Genomic DNA, 23559 nt, shown 5'->3' with positions numbered 1-23559 from the left:
ATTATTTTCATAAAAAAGGAGCCTGTATTTTTATCAGGCTTCTTTTATTCAGTATTTATCAATTAATGGTGTATGAGAACAATATATAACAATATTTAGCAATACTTTTTTAAATAAAAGTCATATTATTTTAGTGTATTTATTCTTAGTTCGTACCTTATATTGCTTAGTTTTAATAGTTCAAAATAGGATTTAACATGAGTGTTAAGATGAAAGGATTGCTTCTTCTCGTGACTGTTATGACACCAGTCATTGTCAATGCAATTCAAGATATTCCCCAAGCATCAAATTCGCATACTGTAAATTTATCACCAACGCCAGAGCAAATTACCCCCTATATAGTTGGCGGCGGTGAAACCACACCTTTTAGCTACCCATTCATTGGCAGCCTGCAAATAAATGGCCGTCACCAATGCGGAGTTTCTTTTATCGGAGAGAACCGAGTGCTTACCGCAGCCCACTGCATCACCTCTGGCTCATTTAGTGATTTTAGGGTCAAATTTGAAGGGCATGACCTTACAGATGAATCCCAATGGAAAACCTATCAAGTTCATGAAGTTCTTTGGCATGACGATTATGATTGGGGGTATCGAGAAGATAACGACATGGCAATTTTAAAGCTTGATAGAGCTGTTGAAAATATCGCCCCGATAGCATTAGCGGATAAAGAGGTTAGAGAAAGCCTGACTCCCGGCGAAACCCTCAAAGTAATGGGATGGGGGCGACTCAGCCATGGTGGAGATGCCCCTAAAAAACTACATGAAGTTGATCTTCAATATGTTCCCCGAGACGTTTGTAACGATAAAGACCATCACGATGGCGGGATCACCGAGTCAATGATGTGTGCAGGTGTCCCTGATGGAGTTAAAAGTCCTTGCCACGGGGATAGCGGTGGCCCCTTAGTCGTTAAAAGAGATGGAGAATGGATTCAAGTTGGTATAGTCAGCTGGGGGGTTGCTTGCGGTGCACCAAACAGGCCGGGAGTTTTCGCTGATGTAGCGGCCCTTTCAATGTGGCGACTAGGAAAGACTTTAGAATTCGGGTTTGATGAAAAATCACTCAACGCATTCAAAAAAAATCAACCTTCCTCTACCTTTACTGGCACATTTAAAAACACCTTAAGCTACCCTATTAGTATTACCAATTTTGCGATTGCAAACTATCCTGACCGCCCAAATTTAAATTTATCAAATGCGGAACTTATTGAGCAAACTTGCGCTAACTCAACCTTAGAGTCTGAACAAGAGTGTCAGTTTACCGTGTTAACCAAAGATCAACATGCTTATGGCAGCTACCTTATGGAAGTTGAGATGGATTCGCCCTCTGATGTTTATTTCACTGAGTTTTTAACTTACTACAAAACATCCGAACCCGACTCTGACTTTAATCAACACCTCTCAACAACAACCAGTATTGGTTGGTCAACCGGAGGCGATGCAAACTGGTATACAGAGGCTAGCGCATCGGGAGAACCTATTTTAGTTAGTGGTGATATTACAGATCAAACTGATGATCCGAATCTAGATGGATTTGAACAAAAATCATACGTAATGGCTGTCATTGATGATAAGCACATTAAGGCAGTCAGCTTTGACTACTTTATCTCAAGCGAATTTTATGGAGACCATGTCACGGTATTTCATAATAACAAGGAGATCCTCAAAGACAGTGGCTTAAAAGAAAACCTGAAAAGCGTCAACATCGATCTGGATGACGGTGTTAATCAAATCGCTGTCATTTACACTAAAGATTCCGAGTATTCTGCTGGAGAAGATAAGGTAACAATTCATAATTTTAATACAACTTTTACTAACCAAGTACCCACAGCTGAAGTTGCTCAAGACCAAATCAATATTCGGAGTGAGTTAGAATACACTTTAGATGCCAGTGATTCATCCGACCCTGAGGGCGACAACATCGCTTTCACATGGGTTGAGTTAAACAAACCTCAAGATATGCTTGGTAAAGAAAGTATAATCACACTTACAGCCGACAAAGTCACTGAAGATACAACAAAAGTCTACCAAGTGACCGTAACCGATGAATTTGAAGCCTCAAGCGTCGCTTTAGTGACAGTCAATGTTGCGAAAAATAATGCGCCTATTGTTGCTCTATCAAGTAACACACTTGAGGTAAAGCAAGGCGAAAAAGTACTCATCACCTCAGAATCCTCTGATCCCGAGGATGACAGCTTAACCTACAAATGGTCGCAAACTTCAGGCACACAAATAACACTGCCACAAGATACGCAAAACTTGGAGTTTACTGCGCCCAATGTAACGCAAAATGAAACTCTCTCATTTTCGCTCACTGTAACCGATGTGTTTGGTCTTGCAAGCTCAGAGCACATCGATATCAAAGTCAGTGCACCTGAAGTAGCAGTAAATAAACCCACCCCAACGGATAATAACAGCAGTAGCGGCGGCTCACTCGGATTCTTAAACTTATATTTATTCGCTTTATTGCTCATGCAAAGGCGTAAACAAGCTAAAAAAGTACACTAAACCATTCCCACTAAATAGCCTTCATAATATCACTGAAGGCTATTTAACTTTCACCTAATCCCATTTCTACTCGCTGAACTATCCTTTTTTTCATTAGCCAACGCCGTACTAATTCATTTTTAAAATGAGAGTATCGATTTAAAAGCGCTTTGCATTTTGCAATAACGCAAAAATAAACTTTAAAAACTCATTACAATTCAAAATCTTATTTTTGGCATTGGGATTGCAAACAGTTAAATCAGCAAAATTGCATCTTGGAGAAAGTCATGAAATACAAACTATTGAGCTTGTGCCTTTTGTCTGCTGGCGTCAATGCAGCACCTTTCGATACTTGCCCTTCTAAAGCATTTTTAGTGCAAGGAAATACAGCCGCCATTTACGGCGTTAACTTAGTATCTGGTGCATATACAGAATTCGCACCAAACGTGGGCACAAACAACAAGCTCAACGGATTTGGATTCAACCTCCATGACCGTTATCTTTATGGTTGGGATTACAGCCGCAAGGATATTGGCCGCGTCGGTAACGACTACACATTAGAGCCTCTAACCACAGTTGGCTTTCCAGACACCAACTTTTACGTCGGCGATGTAGCGATCCACGAAAACGCTTATTATGTCTACAGAAAAGGCAGTGCTTACGGCTTGTATCGCGTATCCCTTGACGAATCAAGCAATGATTATTTGCAAGCAACGCGTGTTATTAATGGTGGAGACCTCAATTTAAACATTTTCGATATGGCATTTGCACCTAACGGCGAAGCTGGTATGGCATACAGTGTTGATAGCAACGGTAATTTGCACCGAATCAATGCAACAACTGGCGCGAGCACCTCACTTGGCAATGTTGGCCAGTCTGGTACTTTTGGCGCAGTGTATTTTGATGTCGATAACAACTTTTATATCAGTCGTAACCAAGACGGGCATATCTATCAAGTAAATATTGATGACCCTGCTGATACACAGCTTTTCGCATATGGCCCAAGCTCTGGCTCTAATGACGGCGCACGCTGTGCAACTGCCCCTATCATTGATGAAAGCGAAGATCCAACAATGGACTATGGCGATGCGCCAGAGAGTTACGGCACGTCTTTAGCTGAAAACGGTGCCCGACATGTTGCCGGTGACCTTTACTTTGGTGATGGTGTTAGCGCAGAGCATTTACCAAAAGCGCAAGATGACGACGATGGTGTTAGTTTCGTCACAAGCATAGAAACCGGCTATGACGCTCTCATCTCATTTACATTGTCTACCAACGGCTACGTCAACGCATGGGTAGACTGGAATCAAGATGGTGAATTTCAATCTTCAGAGCGTATTATTAGCGAGCTGTCAGGCGTAGCAGGCGAAAACCGCGTGTTAATCCCCGTGCCTGTAGACGCTTTAGAAGGTAATACATGGGCTCGCTTTAGATTGTCCAACAACCAAGATATCGCGCCAACAGGGGGCGTGGACAATGGCGAAGTTGAAGATATCGCAGTTTCCGTGGTAGCAAGCAGCTTAATTGAGTCTTCGACGGCTTGGCAAACGGCAGCATTCGAAGACTTATGGCCACAAAAAGGCGATTATGATTTCAACGATGTAGTCGTGAGATACAGAGCAACAACCGGCCAGATTGGTAATCAAATCGTACAGTATAAAGTAGAAGGCGCTTTAGTTGCCGTCGGTGCAGGCTATCACAACGCATTTGCGATGCGTTTTAAAGACATAGCACGCAACCATGTTGATGAGTCACAAATTAAGTTGACTATCGATGGTGTTGAGACGCAAAACAGCCCACTCGAAGCAAATAGAAACGAAGCCATCGCCGTTATTTTCGCGAATACAAGAGAAATGGTGCCAACACAAGAAGGCTGCAAATTCTTCCGGACAGAAGAAGGCTGTAGTGACATTCAACGCGCGCCTATTCCATTCGAACTGACGCTACCGTTATCAACAACCTACAGTGCGAGCGTAGCTACTTTGGACAAGCTCGACCCATTCATTTTCGCAGTCAATGGTCATTATCACGGCCCCTATGTTGATAGCAATAATGGTCGCGGCTGGGAAGTACATTTGAAAAACCAAACACCAACAGAAGCCTTTGACAGCAGCTACCTTGACCAAGGTGACGATACGTCATCGACAAATGGATACTTCCAAACGGGTACTGGTTTACCGTGGGCACTGATAATCGATACTGATTGGCAACACCCAAAAGAAAGAGTTGATATGTCCATTGCATACCCACAATTTGCAGAGTTCGCATCATCAGCAGGCCAAAACAACGTGACTTGGTTCGAAAACCCTGTCGCAAACTACCAATACACTATCAGCAGCGCATCACAGAACTAGGAGCAGACCATGAACAAGTTAATTATCACTCTAATGACATTAGCACTTACAGCATGTGGCGGCGGTTCTGGTGGCTCGGAAGGGCAAAGTAATCCAAGCACAACAACCTCAAGCAGCAGTACTGCGGCAGCGCCAGCGACAACCAGTACAAGTACGCCAACAACAATAGAGCAAGATTCGACTGATACAGGCGATACAGTAGCGGCACAACCTCAAGGTGAAGGTATGGATAGTATGGATGTTGACGTGGCATTTGATTTCAGAAGCAACGTGGCGGTCGAAGTAACCTTAAGCGACAACGTGGTCAGTGAGCGCGCTTTCATCAACATCTGTAAGCAAGGCGAAAGTATCACAAACGCTGATAACTGCTTCTTAAGAGCACCGCTGGACAGCAATGGTTTTACAACACAAATACAGCTACCGCATGCAGATCAGAAGCTTAAAGCAGAAATATGGTTCTACAGCACGTCAAAAGAGCCTTTGGTATACAACTGGGAAGTAGATGCCAGTCAACCAACACAAACTTGGGTAATCAACTAACTCCAATTTGATTAGGAGGCATGACAATCATGCCTCCTGCATTTGCATCTCTAAAGCCTCCCCCCAAAGATAACCAAGCAACATCACAGGCCTTTCAGCCTATATTCAAATCAGGCGACTAATCGCCTTGAACATTGAATACATCGCGACTGGCTTACCGATATGGTCGGCAAACCCCAAAGCTCTGTAATGCGCTATATCTTGGGGCATTACATTAGCGGTTAGCGCTATGATGGGTACATTCGAGTTTACTTTATGAATTAGCGCAAAGGCTTCCAGCCCATCCATTTCAGGCATTTGAATGTCCATTAGCACGATATCATAGTGTACCTTCTCAAACGCCTGCACAGCCAACCAGCCATTTTCAACCAAGTCGACTTGCGCCCCTGTTTTTTCCAACATCTTCTCAATGACGAGTTGATTTACTTTATTATCTTCAGCAATTAACATTTTAATGCTCGAAAAGTCAGGCAGCGTATCTTTGTCAGGCTGTGTGCCTACCTTAGCAGAATCAGCTTGTGCCAAGGGCAAAGTCACCGCGATTTGTGTACCTTTACCTTCCTCACTGGCAATGTCGATTTCTCCTTTCATCAATTTGACGAGACTTGAAGTAATCGCCAAACCAAGGCCCGTTCCACCATATTTTCGAGTTGTAGACGAGTCTGCTTGCTTAAAGCGGTTGAAAATAGACTTTTGCGTCTCTTGGTTCATACCGATCCCCGTATCTATCACCACAATAGATAACCCGTATCGTCCTTGATATCGCAGGGTCTTCACTTTAATTTGAATACCACCAGCATGGGTAAACTTGACAGCATTTGACACTAAATTAAGCAAAATTTGCCGAACCCGCACTGAATCACCTAGCCAGATTGGATGACAGCTCTTCTCAATGTCTGTTTCAACAGTGATCGACTTCTCTTGCGTTGCACTTTTTAAATCCGCAACAACCGACTCTACGGTTTCTAATATCGAAAAAGGCGCCACTTCCAATTCTAACTTGTGTGCCTCTATTTTCGAAAAATCTAATATATCGTTAATAACGGTCAGTAAAGACTTTGCAGAATACATAGCCTTTGAAACAAGGTGCTTAGACTCGGTATCTAGGTTATCTTGCTCTAGCAGCTGTAATGTCCCCAAAATGCCATTCATTGGCGTTCGGATCTCATGACTCATGTTGGCTAAAAACTCACTTTTGGCACGAGACCCCTGCTCTGCCTTATTTTTTGCTTCTATTAATGCTTGATTTTGCTTACGCATTTTATCGCGAGAACGTTTCAATTGGCCTGAATACTTTCGATTAAAAAACCCCACGTTACAGCAATATAAATAAATACTTGAAGCCGCGACAACTTGAGTTATGAGCGGTGATTGCTCAACAAAATCAAACCCCAATAAAAGCCCGCCTGATATGCCACCTACTATTAAACTGGCGCTACAGCTGTAAAACCGCTTGATCCCACCTAATATTAAACTATTGAGAGAGTTGACAATTAACAGCGCAAACACCACCCACACCTGAAAGCCCACCGCTGCAAACCAAGTGCCATAAAACAACGCATCAAGGTGCAAATTGGTATACTCTGCGGCTTTTTCATCGGATACTACTCTGCTGTGAAAGCGGGCTAAGTGAGGCCAAATAAGGCAATTTAAAATGATAAAGGCGATATAGGTTGGTGTTAGACTGGCATACAGCGCCCCTACTAACATCACCGCCATAAGCACGCCACCGATTACTCGAGGTGCATAATTTTGCTTTGCCAACGAGGGCTTGTTTTCGGCAGTTTTTCTTTTTGTTTGAGCAGACGTCATGTCAAAGGTTTCTGTCTAAGCGCAGCTTATCCTTTAATTTTATACACTAAATCACGCACTATTATCTATTTTTTAACTTAATTTGTTAAAAACTTTCTTTGAAAAGCACCTCATAGCTGCCTCACGCCCGTGAGAGCCCTCTTTTGACGGGTTCAAAATAACATAGATAAGGCATGTAAAGTCATGACGATAGCCAAACTCAGCGCTCCCCCCACTCCAAGCCTTGAGATGTGGCTCTTCGATTTTAGTTCTTGCCCATACGAACCAAGTCATAAGAGAGTAAAGCAGAATTTCGCTTAAATACTTAGTCAATAACACACTGATTGATAGATCAGTTTGCCAAAACCCCGGAGATAAACCTCTTACTGAGTAAGGGTAAAACACGTGTTCTACCCTTATATTTATCATTTAATGTCTTTAACCAATTTATAGCTTGGTATATGCGGCTTGATCACCATGGATAAGGTGCGTTGGCACTAGCTTAATTTTGTTAGAATTTTCCCGTAAAGTAAAATAATGTTCTGTACATTCATAGGAGTAAGCGTTGTTCTCTCGCGGTATAATAAGACGTTTTTCCTCTCCCTCATGTTGGGAATAAAGACGATTGTTTTCAAACGTAATAGAAAGGGTTTGGGAATCTATGGAGCGATAATCGCCCACCAACTTTTCAGCCAATGAGGTTATTTTGTCTTGGTCTTTAATCGGCTTCGGAGACAGCTCAAGCGCAATGGCAACCATATCGAGTAAGGCAAGACCCGGAAAGTACTTATCCTGATTACTCATACCGGTGGCGACCAAGTCGTGTTCAGGCAAATACACATGCCAAGTAAAAAAGCCTGGCACCATACCAGCATGGTTGTAACTTATCTCTCCCCCTAACTTATAGACATTCAGCCCCAAACCATAATTTGCAGTTGAGTTGTCATTGAGTCGCACTTTTTGGGTCATTAAGTTCAAGCTTTTTTCACTGACAACTAGCCCAGACATCAACGCTTTATTCCATACCTTCATATCTTGTAAAGTAGATGCGATAGCGCCCGATGCGTGGATCCAGCTACGATCCACTTTCCATGCCCTGTCTTTTGATTTTTCTGCTTTAATGTGCTTTTTGGGTGCATCAAAGTTGGTCGTATATCCAACCACGTCATTCACACGTATCCCTTGTGTGACAACAAATGTATTGTCCATCCTCAAGGGCTTAAAAAATGTATCTTGCATATACTGGTTATAAGGCATCCCAGTGGATACCTCTATTGCTTTGCCTAACAAGATATAGCCTAAATTAGAATAGACATGTGTATCTCCCGAGTTAAAACTCAGCGGCAGCCTCGTAATGATCTTTATCACTTTATCAAGTGACGCATAGTTTCCCCAGATTCTGTTCACGACAGGATCGCCTAAATAATCGGATAGGCCAGATGTGTGGGTTAATAAGCTAGAAAGCGTTAAATCTCTATATTTAGGATTAATATCAGGAATAAACTTCCCTATCGGGTCTTGCAAAGACAAGGCGTTATTTTCAGCTAACTTTAAAATGGCAGCAGCCGTGAACATTTTTGTCACTGATCCTATCTGCATCACATCATCTATCTTAAGCGGTCTTTTTGTCTTCAGGTCTGCCAAACCAGCCGCACCGCTGTATATGACCTCATCGGATTGCACCAACTGGACAATCAACCCCGGTTCATCAGCAGCACTGTGACACTGTAAAACTGCATCAAAGTCTTTGTCATCTGCATGACTCGTAAATGCACATAGCCCTAAACAAATACTTATTACACTCTTTTTCATCTTGATTCATATCCTTTGGGTCTTGTTATTCTTGTAACCGAGATATAACGTGCAAAAGTGAAAAAAAGGGTGAAAATTTATTCTTTTTTATCGAAACAAATGATTGGGCATGTTAAGGCCAACATATATATCAGCCTTTTTAGGTACATGGTCTACTTTTAATCAATTAAAAGCTAAGAGCTGTGTTGATACCTGCTAAAGTAATCAGTGATATTTGTATAGAGTTCAGAAACCCACTTTGGCTTTCCGTGGGCCAAAGGCAATATATTATGTTTTCTCGGATCAATCGGTGCTATCGCAACCTTCACCGACTCCTTGCCTATTGTTGCCGTTAACACGAAGAGCTCCTCTATGACTTCGTCCCCCATCGCTAAACAACCTACTGACATCGCTTTACCATGAATAAAAATATTAGTACCTGGCGCTTCTCTCCCTTCCGCGTGGGCATGTATTAGGTCAAAATCATTTGGATAGTTTAGCTTCATAGATAAATGAAAAGCACTGTTTGGATTTAAATACTCCAAGCTATAAATTCCCTCAGGCACCTGTTCGTCACCCTCTTGCAGTTTTGGCCCTAATACTCCGCTGGCAGCAAGCACTGGATATGTTCGAATAAAAACAGGGTTATCATCATTTGATGCCCATAGCTCAAGTTGATCAGTCCCTTTGATAGCAAGCAATGTAACGCTTTTGGGCGGGTATTGAACACCTGCTTGTTGGAAAAATGGACGTAGTCTCGCCTCTGACGTTTCACCATATTCTCTGATCACATCTGACACACTCTGCTTGCCAGCCACTTTGTGATAAAGGGGAACCCAATAAGGCCTCATAAACAAATAAACACAAATAGTGCTTACAACCACAACAGCAAGAACAGTCAATTTAAATATACTCATGAATTACTCATTTTACGCTCCACCTCGACCACTATATTAACTCAACAACTTAATCAAAAGTTATTGAAACTACACAATCTACAATTTGGAACGCCATCTTAATGGTGCTTTAATTTAACCCATATTCTACCCATTCAAAAACGGGTAATAAAGCAACTTAGGTATCTGACTTTTCTCTCTGTTTAACCACTGAATTTTTGCATTTATTTAAACAACCCTGATTGATTAATATACTTAAAAAGTAATGGATTTTAACCAAACTACTTATTAATTAATGCGTGCCGCCTCATAGGCATGGCATCAATTCGTTCGTAAATGGACTCAAAAGAGAGATCTGAAAGCAAAAATGACGCTTTAACCTTGCTATCTAACCCAATGAGAAATGCCTGACCTATAGCGTCTTTGCTACAGTAACCTGAATACCCAGATATATTGCTCAACGAGCCGCCTATTTGCCATTCGAATAATGTCATAGAGTGCTCAACAAAAATTCGAAGTTTCCTTTCAGCTAACGCGTCGTTATTTACAGCGTGCGTAAGACTATCTATCTGATCTAGAGATTTCGAACAGATGACGAGCAACCTGTTATGCCATTGATATTGTTCCAATACTGCGCGTTCGCTTGCGAGAGATACCGAAGCCAAAAAACCTATTACTATGATAGTGAAAACGACCAAAGTGACATTAAGTGTATTTTTAAAACGCATGTACCCTCCTTAAAACTATTTGATACGCCCTCCAGACATAGTAAGCTCATCAATGCGGTCATTTTATGATCTGATTTTCTCTGTATTGGTATAACTATAATTAAAAAATAATGGGATAAGCAGTGTCATGGTAAGACTCTTGTATTTATTATTGCTGATTTTCTCTGCAGGTGTATTTTCTCAAAATACCGCGACAGGGCCGCATATTGAAGTGGCACTGGTGTCAGAGCATAATCAATTACGTGCTGGCGAAACACAGTGGATTGGGGTCTTATTGACCCCTGATAAGGATTGGCATACCTACTGGCTAAACCCCGGTGATTCAGGTGAGGCGCCAACCATACAGTGGTACAGTGATGCAGACATTGAATTTGGAGATATTCACTGGCCGCTTCCAAAGCCCATTCAAGTCGCTCACCTAGTTAACTATGGCTACGAAGGTGCGACCTTGCTCATGGTCCCTATCAACCTCAAGCAGGCAACTAAAGAGCGCGTCTCTATTAGCGCTAATCTATCCTGGCTGGTCTGTAAAGAAGATTGTATTCCCGGCTGGGCAACATTAACGATAGATTTGCCTGTCGCAGACTCTATAACGCCATCAGAACACTCAAACCTATTTGAGCAAACGCGATTAAACTTACCAAAAAAGCACAAAGACACCGCACAGTTTGAACTTACAAGCACGCACCTTGGATTACAAACCACCCTGCCCTATCAATCTGACTGGCACGTATTTCCTTTTAGAGGAGATGTGATTGCTCATAATGCAGATCAGGCTTGGGCACATCAAGCAAACAGCTCACAAGTGGTCATATCCTTATCAGACTACTTTGCGACTCCAAGCGAACCACTCAACTTTTTAGTCAGCGATGGTAAAAATGGCTTTTACGTTGAGGCCATCCCAAATGATACAAGTAGCGCGGATAACAATTCCCCGTCACAATCCCTTTGGTTAATGCTGCTATTCGCTTTTATCGGTGGACTCATTCTTAACATTATGCCCTGTGTACTGCCCATTCTGTCCATGAAAGCGCTGTCTTTCGCACAGTCACAAAAGGCTAATCACTGGGGATATCCTATCGGTGTTTTAGCCAGCTTTTGGTTGTTTGCGAGCATCATTCTGGTACTCAAAGAGGCTGGGAGCGCTGTTGGCTGGGGCTTTCATCTGCAAGAGCCATTGCTTATTGCTGGGCTTGCGTTTTTATTCACCTTTATTGCCATGATGTTGTGGGATTTACTCCCAAAAGGCATCAATCTGGCAGGCGTGGGGCAATCGTTAACAGGCGAAAGTACCTTTACTCAGCAGTTTTTCACTGGCGTACTGGCTGTCATTGTCGCCTCTCCCTGCACCGCGCCATTTATGGCTACAGCGCTCGGTGTAGCCATGATAAGTCCAATGTTAGATACCCTAGCTATTTTTACCGCACTCGCTGTTGGGTTTGCGCTGCCTATGACGCTACTTTCACTGTCTACTCGTTTTGCTGCATTGCTCCCAAAACCTGGGGCTTGGATGCAAACATTTAAGCATTTTCTTGGCTTTCCCATGCTGGCAACCGTTGTCTGGCTTGCTTGGGTATTTCTGTCTCAGACCAGCAGTTTTGGTCAGCTGTGGTTGTTATCAGGACTATTAGGGTTTACTTTTTTTATTTGGTTGTCCGCAAAAGTCAATCGGGTTTATTGTGTGATGAGTCTATTGCTTGCAATGACGTTTGCAACGTTTTGCAGTGTCAAAGGCACGCAAGCAACCAAAGTAATTAGCGAGCAAAAAAACAATCACTTTAGTGCACAAAAACTCACCGAACTACGTAATAACAATCACGTGGTGTTGGTGAATATGACCGCAGATTGGTGCATTACTTGTAAAGTAAACGAGCAAGTGGCTTTGAACAGTGCTGATCTACAAGCCTTACTTGAAGACAGCAAAGTCGACTATTTAGTGGGTGATTGGACCAACAAAAACCAAGCAATTTACGAGTACTTAGAACAGTATCAACGCCCTGGTGTGCCTTTATACGTTGTGTATGCAGGTAACCACAGTAAGCAAGTTTTACCGCAGGTTTTGACACCTGAAATCGTTATAAATGCTATTCAACAAGCAAAGAAGGAGATTAATCATGCAACGTCTAACTAAATGGCTCATGCTGTCTATGCTATTTGCACCATTGCTCAGTATCGCTGCAGCGAAAGTAGACACAAGCGCCCCTGATTTTAAGCTACAGGACTCATTTGGCAAAACCGTTAGCCTGTCTGACTTTAAGGGCAAGTATGTGGTACTTGAGTGGACAAATCATTTGTGCCCATATGTCGTGAAACACTATGGTAGTGACAACATGCAGTCGTTGCAGCGTCAATACACGCAAAAGGACGTCGTGTGGCTTTCCATAATTTCCTCAGCAAAGGGAAAGCAAGGCCATGTTAGCGCACAAAAAGCCAATGAACTAACCCAAAAGCGCAGTGCAGCGCCGTCACACGTATTGTTTGATGAAGATGGACAAGTCGGGCGATTGTACAAAGCAAAAACCACCCCACATATGTACATCATAAACCCACAAGGTAAGTTAAGTTACGCTGGTGCAATCGACAGTATTAAATCAGCCAACCCCGCTGATATTACAAAAGCAACCAATTATGTCACAGCAGGCTTGAACAACTTGCTGGCGGGTAAGCCTGTTACACAAAAACTGACAAAACCTTATGGCTGCTCGATAAAATACAAAAGCTAACTCAATATAGGATGTCGAGTTGAGTGCCCAACGTATACGCTAGCTCATTCGAAGCAATCACTCGACTTCTACCTCACCCAAGTTACAAATATACTCATCGCCCCACTCCATCACTTGATGCTCATCTAACTCCAATGCGCCTTGGTTTTGCAACGCAATGACTTTAGAGGCAACCAGTTCAAGTTCATTCACATCGCAGGGTGCAAACAATTCAGGGTGTGCCTCAGCTATTTTTTTCGCATTTTTTGGACAAACCGTATGTAATGGATGCTCGAACGGCACATAAGGGCCCAGCAACACTTCAACCACCATGGGCTCGTCTTCAGCACCCCAAAAGCAATGTGGCGTAGCATGGGGGAATAAAATCACATCTCCCGGACCTACTTCTTTTTTCGCCATTTTTCCTTTGCATGTTTTCACAACAGCGGTACCAAAACCTTCCAAAACAGATATCAGCCGACTACTTAAAGGATGTACATGCACATCACCTTTGGCCGCTGATTTTGGCGGAAACATATCAAATCCAAATGACAAACCATCTGCTTTTTGCATGACAATTTTAGTCAACATGCAATCTATTTTTTCCCATGCTACTGACTCAAACTCATTGTGGTTAGGCAAAACATGTGTGGGTACACGCAAAAAGTGATTGCCCAGCTGCCACTGCGATAGAACAAACTTATCAAGCTCAGCTCTTGTTAAGTCACCTCTATTGGCAAGCAAATCGGTTAAGTTAACAGACATATTCATATTCCTTTTTGACACTGTTCAAATTTCAGTTTTCCGCTAGCTATGTGTCTGAAACTGACAACCTAGACAACATATTCATAGATGGCACTGACCGTAAAAACTCAAAACGTGGCAAAGCGCACATATTTTTCGCTTTCCGACTGTTAAAACACACTTCAAAGTTAAAAAAATGTAACCAAAACATATGTGATGGTCAAATAAATACTCACAAAAGATATTAAGATTAAATAACACAGGCCCAAAATTACGCCCTCAAAACTACGTATCAGTTCATGTAAAAACACTCAACTTATTAATATTAATAACTTAAATAGCAGGTTGGCTGCATCAGATAAATCGATTCAAGGTGCACAGCTTCTTAGCTTTTATGAATTTTTTAGATACTTGATGACTGTGCCACTTGCACGATACGCAGGCCTCACACTATACTGTATATATAAACAGTATAGGTAAAGTATGAAAGTAATCCCCATCAAAGCCCAAGCAGGTATCACTGGGTTTGAATCACCAGCGGCAGAATATAAAGAACTTGGTTTATCGTTAGATCAACTCTTAGTCAATCACCCCAACGCCACGTTTATCGGGCTCGCATCTGGCGACTCTATGCAAGGTGTTGGGATCTTTGATGGTGATTTGTTATTGGTTGATCGCGCTGTTTCCCCTCAGCAAAATGATGTCATTGTTGCAAATTTTAATAATGAATTTGTCTGCAAGCTGCTCGACTTACAAAATAGAGTGCTGCGATCAGCATCCACCCTTTATGCGCCAGTCAAGATCAGTGAATGTGATCAATTCCAACTAGAGGGCGTAGTCACAGGTTCAATACGTATGCACCGCACAAACCCGAGCTTGACCAGATGTATGCGTTAGTCGATGCCACCTCATTTTATGCCTCTGCGGAGAAAGTCTTTGATCCGAGTATTCGCAATAAGCCTGTTGTAGTGTTGTCAAATAACGATGGCTGTATTGTGGCAGCTTCGCCTGAGGCTAAGCGCTTAAATATTCCCAAGTTTCAGCCCTACTTTAAACTGAAGTCGGTTTTGGCTGAGCACAATGTCATTATTCGCTCTTCCAATTATGAGCTGTATGCAGATCTGTCAGACAAGATGATGAAGGTGATTAATCAATTCAGTGATAATCATCATATCTACTCCATCGATGAGTCATTTTTAAAATTCGAGGGGTTTGGCGACCTTGTTGACTCTTGGGAACAATACGGGCATGTTATCAGGCGTAGCGTGTGGCGCTCCACCAAGCTGCCGGTTGGCGTGGGGTTTGGCCCAACTCCAACACTTGCAAAAGCGGCAAACCACGCCGCTAAAAAATTTAAAAATGCGACGGGTGTTGCGGTAATAGATAATCAACAAAGCCGCAGGCAAATACTGGCGAATTTAAACGTGGAGGATGTCTGGGGCGTTGGTAAACGCCTGACCAAACAGCTCAATCAGCACGGCATCTATAGCGCCTTAGACTTAGCCAATCAAAACCCGCGTTTGATGCGAAAACAGTTTAGTGTGGTTTTAGAGCGCACAGTATCTGAGCTCAATGGCGAAGCTTGCCTGTCTTGGCATGAGATCACACAAAGAAAAAAAGAGATATACAGCACACGTAGCTTTGGCGAGCGCATCACAGATCCAAAAGCACTTAAAGCCGCACTAGCAACCCACTGTGCCATTGTCAGTAAAAAACTCAGAAAGCAAAATTCATTGGCAAAAAACATTGTTATTTTTGCCCATAGCTCACCGTTTGAAGACAGATACTACAAAAAGTCTTTTATTCAAAAACTCCCCGTCGCTTCGAGTGATGTTCGAGTATTTACCAATGCTATGAGCGACATTTTTCATCAACTATTCAAATCTGGCGTCAGATATTACAAAGCGGGGGTTGGTGCGATTGAACTTGAAGACGATACATTTTTACAAACTGACTTATTCAGTCAATCTCAAGATAGCCCAGCTCTGATGAAGTGCCTAGATGAAATCAATACCAGATTTGGCAATCACACAGCACGCACTGGCACACAATTACAATCTAAAGCTTGGCACATGCGCCGCGCGTTTTTATCGCCTTATTACACCACGCGCTGGTCTGATATTCCCTTGATAAAATGCCAATGACACCAATTTACGCACAGTGATTCAATTGAGTCACCTTCCTTTAGGAGAACTTAGCGAAAAAAACATCGCACCAAAACAGCGTTTTCTATCCACAGTTTTTGTTAATAGGCTGTGGTTAACTTTTTTTGTCTCTCAAATTTAATCAAAATATATTGCGATTTAATACTGTGTTCTATGCAACGCTAAGTGAATACAACAATATCGCCTCGCAATATATAAAACCCACATAAAGCGATGAAAAATATAAAGTTTAACTTTATCACTCACAGACCTACTATCATTATTTATCACAGCCAAGCAATCAAAAATAAAAATAATGGTGAAAATACAGGCTGATACATCACATGTTCCTCCATATTTATGAGCTAAACTTGCATAGATATTAACTGGTTATTTTTTGTTCCAAATTAAATGGGAAAGTCTCTTTTTTTAATATTGTTCAGTTGTTGGCATGTCTTTGCAGAAAACAATATAAACATTGCGACTGGAGAATACCCACCATTTACTGGTAGCCAATTGGTTGATGATGGCTTCGTCAATCATATCATCCGTCTTGCCTTTGCAACGCAAGGAATGCAAGTGTCTTTCGTTTATTTGCCATGGAAACGTAGCTTTCATGCTGCAAAACTTGGCCAATTTGATATGGCGTCATACTGGGTATGCGAAAGTGAATATCATAAGCACTTTTACTGTAGTGACGAGATATATCAAGGTGAGTTAAAAATGTACTTCAGACAAGAGACGCCTCTACCAAACAGGGAAACCCTCAAGGACCTGCAACCCTACAGGATAGGCGCAACACTGGGTTATGAATATGTTCCTGAGTTCCACAAGGCCATTAAAAATGATGAGTTAGATGTACTCTTGGTGAGTAACGATCAGCTTAGCTTAAATATGCTCTTAAATAATCGAGTAGATTTAATTTTACTCAGTGAAACTGCCATGGAGGCGCTGCTAAAAGAGCAGTTTTCTACCGAGTACCAGAAACTACTTCAATCACACCCAAAGCCCTTTCTTAAATATCGTGCGCAAGTTTTATTTCCAAAAGTACTAGAGGGGAGCCCAAAACTGAGACAAACTTTTAATTTAGGGTTACAACAGCTCAAAGAGTCTGGAGAGCTGAGCAAGCAATGGCAACGCATGATCCGTGGTGATTTTTCCAAGCTTAACAATAAAAAGAAACAAAAACCCACAAAATACAGAATAAAATATTCACAAAGAAAAGATTAAGTGGTAAGTTTCAGTCTCAGCAAATTGGCTGACATTCATAAAGGAGTAATATGATGAAAAACATGAAATTGAAAAAGACCCAACTTAAATCTTTGTCACTTAAAAATAAAGCGCTTCCTCACAAAAATACCCCAGCCGTGGGCGGTGGTGCATCAGGCACTATGTGTATTACGCTTTCAGTAGATGACTGCTGTACGATTCCCCCAACAAAAGATTTTTGTTAATAAGTAAGTGAAAATAAAAGAAGTGACAGAGATGTCACTTCTATTGAACAACATTAAATATAAGCAACAAATTTATCCGTTCAACAGCGGCTCTGCTGCAACTTACTTCTCACCTCATTGAGCTTCGCTTGCGTAAATTCATAAGCTTGCTGCGCTATTTGATAGGCATCAGGATATTGATTAGGCGTATCCACTTCAGGCACCCAAAACTTGCGTCGGGTCAAACGAAGACCCTGATCAAATGCACCCACCGCATTAAAAATCTCCACCGCAATGGGACCATCAAATCGCGACAAAATAGGCGTAAATATGCCTTCCCATGGCAGCCAACAATGCACTAAATCCCCCCTATCAGGCGGTGACGCTTGTGCGTAGTGCAAGCGATTTTGATCAGCAAGGTAATTAATTTGCTGTGCAAACACCTCAGGCCCATCACCATCTAACGTCTCTTGTGCACTGTCGAGTACCACCCCCACAGTAGGATCTTCTATGCCATCTAAAAACGTGATCAACTGCGCCAGCTTATTCGGCCCTGGCGTCTCCCAATGGCTAATTGGCTCAATCGCCAGTTTAACGCCTTTAGAAGAAGCATAAGCGCCAAGTTCAACAAAACTTGGCTGTGCCGTTTGATAACGTAGCGCAAGTTCATCTTGTAACTTGTCACTCCATACGGCTTGACCATTTGGCGCATCAAATACAAAACCACCATAGGGGATCACCAAGGGTCCCATCATGATTTCACCACCTAATGCAGCGGTAATATCAATCCGAGATTTTAAATAAGCAATCCCGGCATCGCGAACAGATTTAATCGCAGAGCTTGGGTCGCACGAGGTCGTAGCCCCGACATTGGTCGCGACTTTGATATGCCCAAACCCCTCATCATCCATGCGCTGACGAAAAGCCTTATAGGCATTGAGTTCATCCTCGTAAGTGGCAAATGCATAGGCTGTGGTGTCCTCTCTACCGGGATGAAACTCAAAACCGGTGTAACCCATTTCAACCAAACGTCGAATATGGGTCATCGCTTGGTCCAAAAATGCATCATCTTCTATTGAGAAGTTTGACCCAAACATAAAAAAGCTAAAATACATCTCCGTATTATGCTGCATGTGATAACTCCTTTATCACTTTAAAGGCCAGTAACTTCTTGAAGATACTTGCGCGCCATTTGCGCATACAGAAGCGGGGTTGCATTGGCAGGGTTTTGCTCTGCCTCTACAATCAACCACCCTGCAAAGTTTTTATCTGCCAGCGCCTGTAATATCTCTTTAAAGTCTAAGCACCCCGCAGGATCTCCCGGCACAGTAAATACCCCTTTCAAAATGGCCTCTTTAAATGACAAGTCATTGGCCAAACTGTAATCCATAATGTCTTTGCGGATATTTTTTAAATGAACATGTCTGATCCGCTCACCATAAAGTCGAATAAACTCTAAATTGTCGCCACCTGCAAAAAAGAGGTGCCCCGTGTCCAAACAAAAGTGCACGCAATCAGGGTCAGTTAACTCCGCAAATCGCGCAATTTCATCCATCGTCATCACCCCTGTGCCCATATGATGGTGATAACACATTTTCACCCCGTGGCAATTGGCTTTATGGCCAAGCTCATTTAAGCCATCAGCCAGTCTACGAAACTGCTCATCTGTAAACTTAGGTGCATTAGGCACTAAGGCAATAGGTTGCTGATGAGATGAACCGCCAAGTTCAGCCAGTACTAAGTCCCCACTTTGCATCTCTTTCAAAAACTGGATTTCTTGCTCAAAACTTTGAAACGTTTGCTCTTTCATATCGTTTATAGTGAAGTAAGTACTAACCCACGGCTCAGAAATCACTAGCCCGCGCATATCTAACTCACGTTTTAATACCGCTGGATCAGATGGGTATTTATGCCCACGGCTACAGCCTTCAAAGCCAGCCAGAGCCATCTCACTGACAATTTGCTCAAATGGGATCCCGATATCAATATCTAAAAAGTCATCATTGACCCATCCAGTTGGGGTAATACCAAACTTTACAGCGCCTTGTGGAAACATTGTTTGTCTGCTCATGATAAACATCCTGTTGGTGACATAAATGAAAGTAAATACTTACATTTATTTTGATTGAACACTTTGCTGCTTTACAAACTGCCAGCTGTTGTCGAAATGAATTCTAGGTGGCTCGCTCCAAGAACCATAACCCGGCCCTTTTGCGCCTGATGGATTGGCATCAATCGCCTGCCAAAGTAAGCCCTCTGTATATGAAGCAGAGCTTACAAAAAATGTTTTATCCTGCTCACTCTTGCCATAAGCCTCTCGCCAAGTACGTGGTAATTGATACCAAGTGCCGGTGTACCAAAGCTTGATGATATTTCTGGCGACAGGCCCCAGCTTCACATCCCCCATGATCTGTTGTCGTATACCAGTTAAAAACATTTGCTCGTCACAGGCACATTCAGACACGGTTTGAAACACGCAAAGTAACTGTTCAACCGTGTCACGGCCAACAATGTCATTAAGTGTTTTATAGTAATGTTCAACTTGTCCTGTACCATGTAGTGCAAACGCATTGAAATCCGTGAGTGCACCTGATAGCTCAATAAATTGCTGCTGTTGATTTTGCTGAGTATTCATTACGCCCGCTCCTTATGTACACAAGTCTGCCCTACTTTATCGTTCAATGAACCACGGCTACTGGTGTCAATTTCGAATGTGGGGCCTGCGTGCATATTAGGCTCAATCGAAATCGGGTTACGGATCAGCTGGCTGGCGAACTCTTTCAACCGGAACATGTCGCACACTGCACCCAACAAAAGATTTTGATGACCACTGAACGCGGCATTGATGATGCCTAAAAACTCTTGGTAACTATGGTTAAAATCTTTCGCGGCTTTTAATAAAGTTGGGTTTTCTGCAAAATCCGACAGCTTAGGGTTTGTCTTGATCGGATATACCTTACTAAAATCGACTTCGAACTTTGCGCCAGTGGGGTTACTTGGCCTATCACCTTTTTGATAATAACGGCCAAACTGTAACTGCTTAAATCGATAATAATGGGATAGCTCTCCCTCACTATCAAACTCTTGGTTCTCTGTATCTTCGCCCAGCTCTGCCTTCCCTTCACCTTGCTCTTTGATCAAATTCAACGCGGCAATGGCCGATTTTTCATCCGTGACTTCTATGACTTCGCCACCGCCAGAGTAATAGTACTTATTGGAAACCTGATATTTAGGATCGCCGATAAAAATAGTTTCTCCGCACTCTCTGGCCTGCGTCTCTAAAAATTTAATGCCATCTATAATGGCATCGTAAAAATCTCCAATGCTGTAAAAACTATATGTTGGCGATTTTAGCGGTTTTATCGCATCCAAATGAAAGCGCGCATGATTTGCACGCGTGATACAGCCATTAGGGCAAGTACTTGAAGTATTTTTTGGAGGCTTTGAAGGGCGCTCGATGTTCAAGAAAGTCTCAAGGGTCTCTGGTGTAAAAGCGGCAATAGAGACTTGGAAGTCTTTCTCACCATCCGGCAAATAAGTTGGAAATGAAGGCATAAAGCCTTCACTCAATACATTGGGATGTCGACCCAATGCATTGAGCACATTCGCAGACAACGTCATATGAAGCATCTCTTCAACCAAAACCGCTCTAATAACCGCCGTAGCCTCTAAATTGGTTTCAGGATGGATACTATATAATGCCGTTAAATACGGCGGAATTGTCGCATGTTCCAACTGAATCGCGGCATCTAACATCTGATATAAATCATCAATGGTATTGATAATACGTTCGTTCATGAGCGCGCTCCTTTAGCCAGTTTAAAGGCATCATCAGCTACGACATTCACGGGAAAACTGCTCAAATGTGCCAAAATATGTTCCGTGGTTTTAAAGCAAAGGGCTGCAAGTGTCAGGGTGGTATTAGATGTACCAATGCTTGGCATACTGCCAGAGCCAATCAGGTATAAGTTACTGTGATCCCATGATTGTTGATATTCATTCACCACAGAGTTTTGGGCAGCAGTGCCCATGACATGCGTACCAGAAAAATGGTTGCCACCACGGAAGTAATAGCTTTCACCTTGGTAATTGAACGAGCCATAATCAAGTAATGAATAACTTGAAAAGTCCTGTGCACCAAGGCGCTGGAAGAATACCTTTGACGTTTCACGTGCGTAGGCAATGCCCGCTTTGGAGTAATCAGACAAGTTATAATTGACGATTGGGCGCATGTTACCAAGCGCATCAGTATATTCTGGGTCGACTGTAATGCGGTTGCTCTCATCTGCTGGCTGCTCGACCATATAAGCAAACAACAATTGATTTGATATCCTCTCAACGGTACTTTGGCGAAGTGCCTTACCAAATTTATTTTCAGTGTCGACTAACTCTTCGATATCAGAAAAAGGAGAGCCCGTTGCCCAGCCCCAACCATCATTATGAATGTCTACACCAAACGGCGCTTGCTTGGCTCTGCTTTGTCCATATCTAAAGTCCGCAATGCCAGAGGTGCATTTTGTCCCTCTCATTGTCCCCGCCGCTTCTGGCAATAAACCCCAAGCGAGCAAATAAGTATGGTCCATTAAATTTTTGCCCATTAACCCACTCGAACTGGGTAAATCAGACGCGAGCATGAGTCGGGCGTTTTCTACCGCGTTGGTCGCCAAAATAAAGGTTTTTGCAGTGATATTGCCTGTCGTATGCTCAGGCGAAGAGGTCTTGGTATAGTGCTTGAATTCAATATGACTGACTTGATCAGTACATCCATCGACAAAGACTTTGCTGGCCACCGCTTGTGGTAAAAAGTCAAGATTGCCTGTTTGCGCTGCGCTGTATAACGTTTTACGTGCATCATATTTGGCTTGTACAGGGCATATCGGCACACAGTTGTTATTACCTTGGCAGCGCCCGCCTTGCTCGCTCTGCACTGCGCCCACAGCCCCGACAGGATTAAACCCCGCACCATTTTGATAATCCGCATTGGGAATGCCGTTTCGACCTTGTGGAAACGGGCGCACTTTTACCGTGTGTACTTCGCCTGCAAGTTCAAACTCTGCCCCGTCAATGCCTTTGCCCACCACTTGATCAAGATAAGAGGCCGGCAACCCATGCATTGGGTATACGTAACCAGGTTCGTACTTAAGCCCGTAAAACCCCTGCTCCTCAACATTAGCAGATACGCCAATTTCACGTTCAGCCATGCGGTAATAGGGCATCAAGTCATCATAGCTGATGGGCCAATCTAACCCAACGCCATAGTGGGTTTTGATTTTAAAATCATCTGGTAACATGCGCAGAATTTTGGCTTCCCAGTGCATAGTTGTGCCACCCGTAACCCGCGTGTAGGTGCTATCTAGTGCCAAAGGACCATTTTGCACCATGTACCCTTGGGTATCCATTTGACCCAAGCATAGCTTGCGAACATCAGTCGACCTAGGCATGGGTGCATTAGGGTTATCAGGATATGGCGCGTTATTATCTTTTGACGCGTTGACATAATAATTAGATACATACGCCTTGAAGCCGTCATAACTTAAGCTTTTTGCGGGTGCAGCTTCAAGCACAAGTACTTGATACCCTCTAGAAGTGAGTTCTTTCGCGGCAATCGCACCGCTAATCCCTGAGCCAACGATCACTGCATCATATTTACCGTCATTCGAATTTTGAATTGCTTGCTCAGGTGTTACTTGCTCTATTGTTGAATTTGATTCACTCATTCAAGTGTCCCCATCTTATTCCATTAACAACAGCATTAACATTCAAGCTAAAAATCAGTGTAGCAGATATTACAAAATGGCAATTATAAAATAAGTACCCGAAAAAAATCCGGCATGGATATAATAGAAATAGGATCCTAAAATAGATGTTTATGTAGACAAAATAAGCAAATAAGTATAAAAACTCAAAACCAACCATCTTGAAACTCGTCTTTCATGGCTACATTTTAGTTTCC

Annotated in this window: 19 protein-coding genes; 9 read left to right on the top strand and 10 right to left on the bottom strand. The window is 42.7% G+C overall.

Annotated elements, in window-relative coordinates; translation table 11 throughout:
• Nucleotides 1–197 precede the first annotated feature (197 nt).
• From L1077_RS17305 to L1077_RS17295, 3 genes are all read left to right on the top strand, one after another.
• Nucleotides 198–2504: a serine protease gene (locus L1077_RS17305; RefSeq protein WP_237138216.1), complete on the top strand. Its 2307-nt coding sequence runs from the start codon at nt 198–200 to the stop codon at nt 2502–2504.
• A gap of 266 nt (nt 2505–2770) precedes the next feature.
• Nucleotides 2771–4837 (top strand): LruC domain-containing protein, encoded by a 2067-nt coding sequence (locus tag L1077_RS17300; RefSeq protein WP_237138215.1) that lies wholly within the window; start codon nt 2771–2773, stop codon nt 4835–4837.
• A 9-nt stretch (nt 4838–4846) separates the two neighbouring features.
• Entirely contained in the window at nt 4847–5377 is a 531-nt protein-coding gene (locus L1077_RS17295) for a hypothetical protein (protein WP_237138214.1), read from the top strand.
• Nucleotides 5378–5482: 105 nt separating this feature from the next.
• Here L1077_RS17295 and L1077_RS17290 read toward each other — a convergent pair whose 3' ends face one another.
• From L1077_RS17290 to L1077_RS17275, 4 genes are all read right to left on the bottom strand, one after another.
• Complete coding sequence (locus tag L1077_RS17290) at nt 5483–7189, bottom strand: ATP-binding protein (protein ID WP_237138213.1); 1707 nt, start codon at nt 7187–7189, stop codon at nt 5483–5485.
• 426 nt (nt 7190–7615) lie between these two features.
• A complete protein-coding gene (locus L1077_RS17285) occupies nt 7616–8980 on the bottom strand; it encodes a serine hydrolase domain-containing protein (protein ID WP_237138212.1) in 1365 nt (454 codons plus the stop codon).
• A 173-nt stretch (nt 8981–9153) separates the two neighbouring features.
• On the bottom strand, nt 9154–9876 hold the full coding sequence (locus L1077_RS17280) for a L,D-transpeptidase family protein (protein WP_237138211.1): 723 nt from the start codon (nt 9874–9876) through the stop codon (nt 9154–9156).
• Between the two features lie 260 nt (nt 9877–10136).
• Nucleotides 10137–10583 carry a DUF4174 domain-containing protein gene (locus tag L1077_RS17275; RefSeq protein ID WP_237138210.1) on the bottom strand — a complete coding sequence of 149 codons (447 nt, stop codon included), beginning with the start codon at nt 10581–10583 and terminating at the stop codon, nt 10137–10139.
• A gap of 127 nt (nt 10584–10710) precedes the next feature.
• Between L1077_RS17275 and L1077_RS17270 the strand changes: the two genes are divergently transcribed.
• Both L1077_RS17270 and L1077_RS17265 read left to right on the top strand, forming a co-directional pair.
• Entirely contained in the window at nt 10711–12714 is a 2004-nt protein-coding gene (locus tag L1077_RS17270) for a protein-disulfide reductase DsbD family protein (protein ID WP_237138209.1), read from the top strand.
• On the top strand, nt 12698–13306 hold the full coding sequence (locus tag L1077_RS17265) for a thioredoxin family protein (protein WP_237138208.1): 609 nt from the start codon (nt 12698–12700) through the stop codon (nt 13304–13306). The genes L1077_RS17270 and L1077_RS17265 overlap by 17 nt, the downstream gene beginning before the upstream one ends.
• 57 nt (nt 13307–13363) lie before the next feature.
• On the opposite strand, the gene L1077_RS17260 is transcribed toward L1077_RS17265, so the two are convergent.
• A complete protein-coding gene (locus L1077_RS17260; RefSeq protein WP_237138207.1) occupies nt 13364–14050 on the bottom strand; it encodes a cupin domain-containing protein in 687 nt (228 codons plus the stop codon).
• A gap of 462 nt (nt 14051–14512) precedes the next feature.
• On the opposite strand from L1077_RS17260, the gene L1077_RS17255 reads away from it, so the two are divergent.
• From L1077_RS17255 to L1077_RS17240, 4 genes are all read left to right on the top strand, one after another.
• On the top strand, nt 14513–14926 hold the full coding sequence (locus L1077_RS17255) for a LexA family protein (RefSeq protein WP_237138206.1): 414 nt from the start codon (nt 14513–14515) through the stop codon (nt 14924–14926).
• On the top strand, nt 14914–16173 hold the full coding sequence (locus L1077_RS17250) for a Y-family DNA polymerase (RefSeq protein WP_237138205.1): 1260 nt from the start codon (nt 14914–14916) through the stop codon (nt 16171–16173). The genes L1077_RS17255 and L1077_RS17250 overlap by 13 nt, the downstream gene beginning before the upstream one ends.
• Before the next feature lie 411 nt (nt 16174–16584).
• A complete protein-coding gene (locus L1077_RS17245) occupies nt 16585–17403 on the top strand; it encodes a substrate-binding periplasmic protein (protein ID WP_237138204.1) in 819 nt (272 codons plus the stop codon).
• Nucleotides 17404–17453: 50 nt separating this feature from the next.
• Complete coding sequence (locus L1077_RS17240; RefSeq protein ID WP_237138203.1) at nt 17454–17627, top strand: hypothetical protein; 174 nt, start codon at nt 17454–17456, stop codon at nt 17625–17627.
• A gap of 80 nt (nt 17628–17707) precedes the next feature.
• Here L1077_RS17240 and L1077_RS17235 read toward each other — a convergent pair whose 3' ends face one another.
• The 5 genes from L1077_RS17235 to L1077_RS17215 are packed head-to-tail and all read right to left on the bottom strand — an operon-like array spanning nt 17708 to nt 23323.
• Nucleotides 17708–18739 (bottom strand): sugar phosphate isomerase/epimerase family protein, encoded by a 1032-nt coding sequence (locus tag L1077_RS17235; protein WP_237138202.1) that lies wholly within the window; start codon nt 18737–18739, stop codon nt 17708–17710.
• 20 nt (nt 18740–18759) lie between these two features.
• Nucleotides 18760–19677 carry a myo-inosose-2 dehydratase gene (iolE, locus tag L1077_RS17230; RefSeq protein WP_039607906.1) on the bottom strand — a complete coding sequence of 306 codons (918 nt, stop codon included), beginning with the start codon at nt 19675–19677 and terminating at the stop codon, nt 18760–18762.
• A 45-nt stretch (nt 19678–19722) separates the two neighbouring features.
• Nucleotides 19723–20241 (bottom strand): hypothetical protein, encoded by a 519-nt coding sequence (locus tag L1077_RS17225; protein WP_237138201.1) that lies wholly within the window; start codon nt 20239–20241, stop codon nt 19723–19725.
• Nucleotides 20241–21404 (bottom strand): ferritin-like domain-containing protein, encoded by a 1164-nt coding sequence (locus L1077_RS17220; RefSeq protein WP_237138200.1) that lies wholly within the window; start codon nt 21402–21404, stop codon nt 20241–20243. The genes L1077_RS17225 and L1077_RS17220 overlap by 1 nt, the downstream gene beginning before the upstream one ends.
• Complete coding sequence (locus L1077_RS17215) at nt 21401–23323, bottom strand: GMC family oxidoreductase (protein WP_237138199.1); 1923 nt, start codon at nt 23321–23323, stop codon at nt 21401–21403. Before L1077_RS17215 ends, L1077_RS17220 begins: the two co-directional genes overlap by 4 nt.
• Between the last annotated feature and the right edge of the window lie 236 nt (nt 23324–23559).

The sequence above is a fragment of the Pseudoalteromonas luteoviolacea genome (assembly GCF_021654285.1).
GTDB lineage: Bacteria > Pseudomonadota > Gammaproteobacteria > Enterobacterales > Alteromonadaceae > Pseudoalteromonas > Pseudoalteromonas luteoviolacea_J.
The sequence above is the reverse complement of the archived record's forward strand: the minus strand, read 5'-3'. Positions and strand labels throughout refer to the sequence as shown.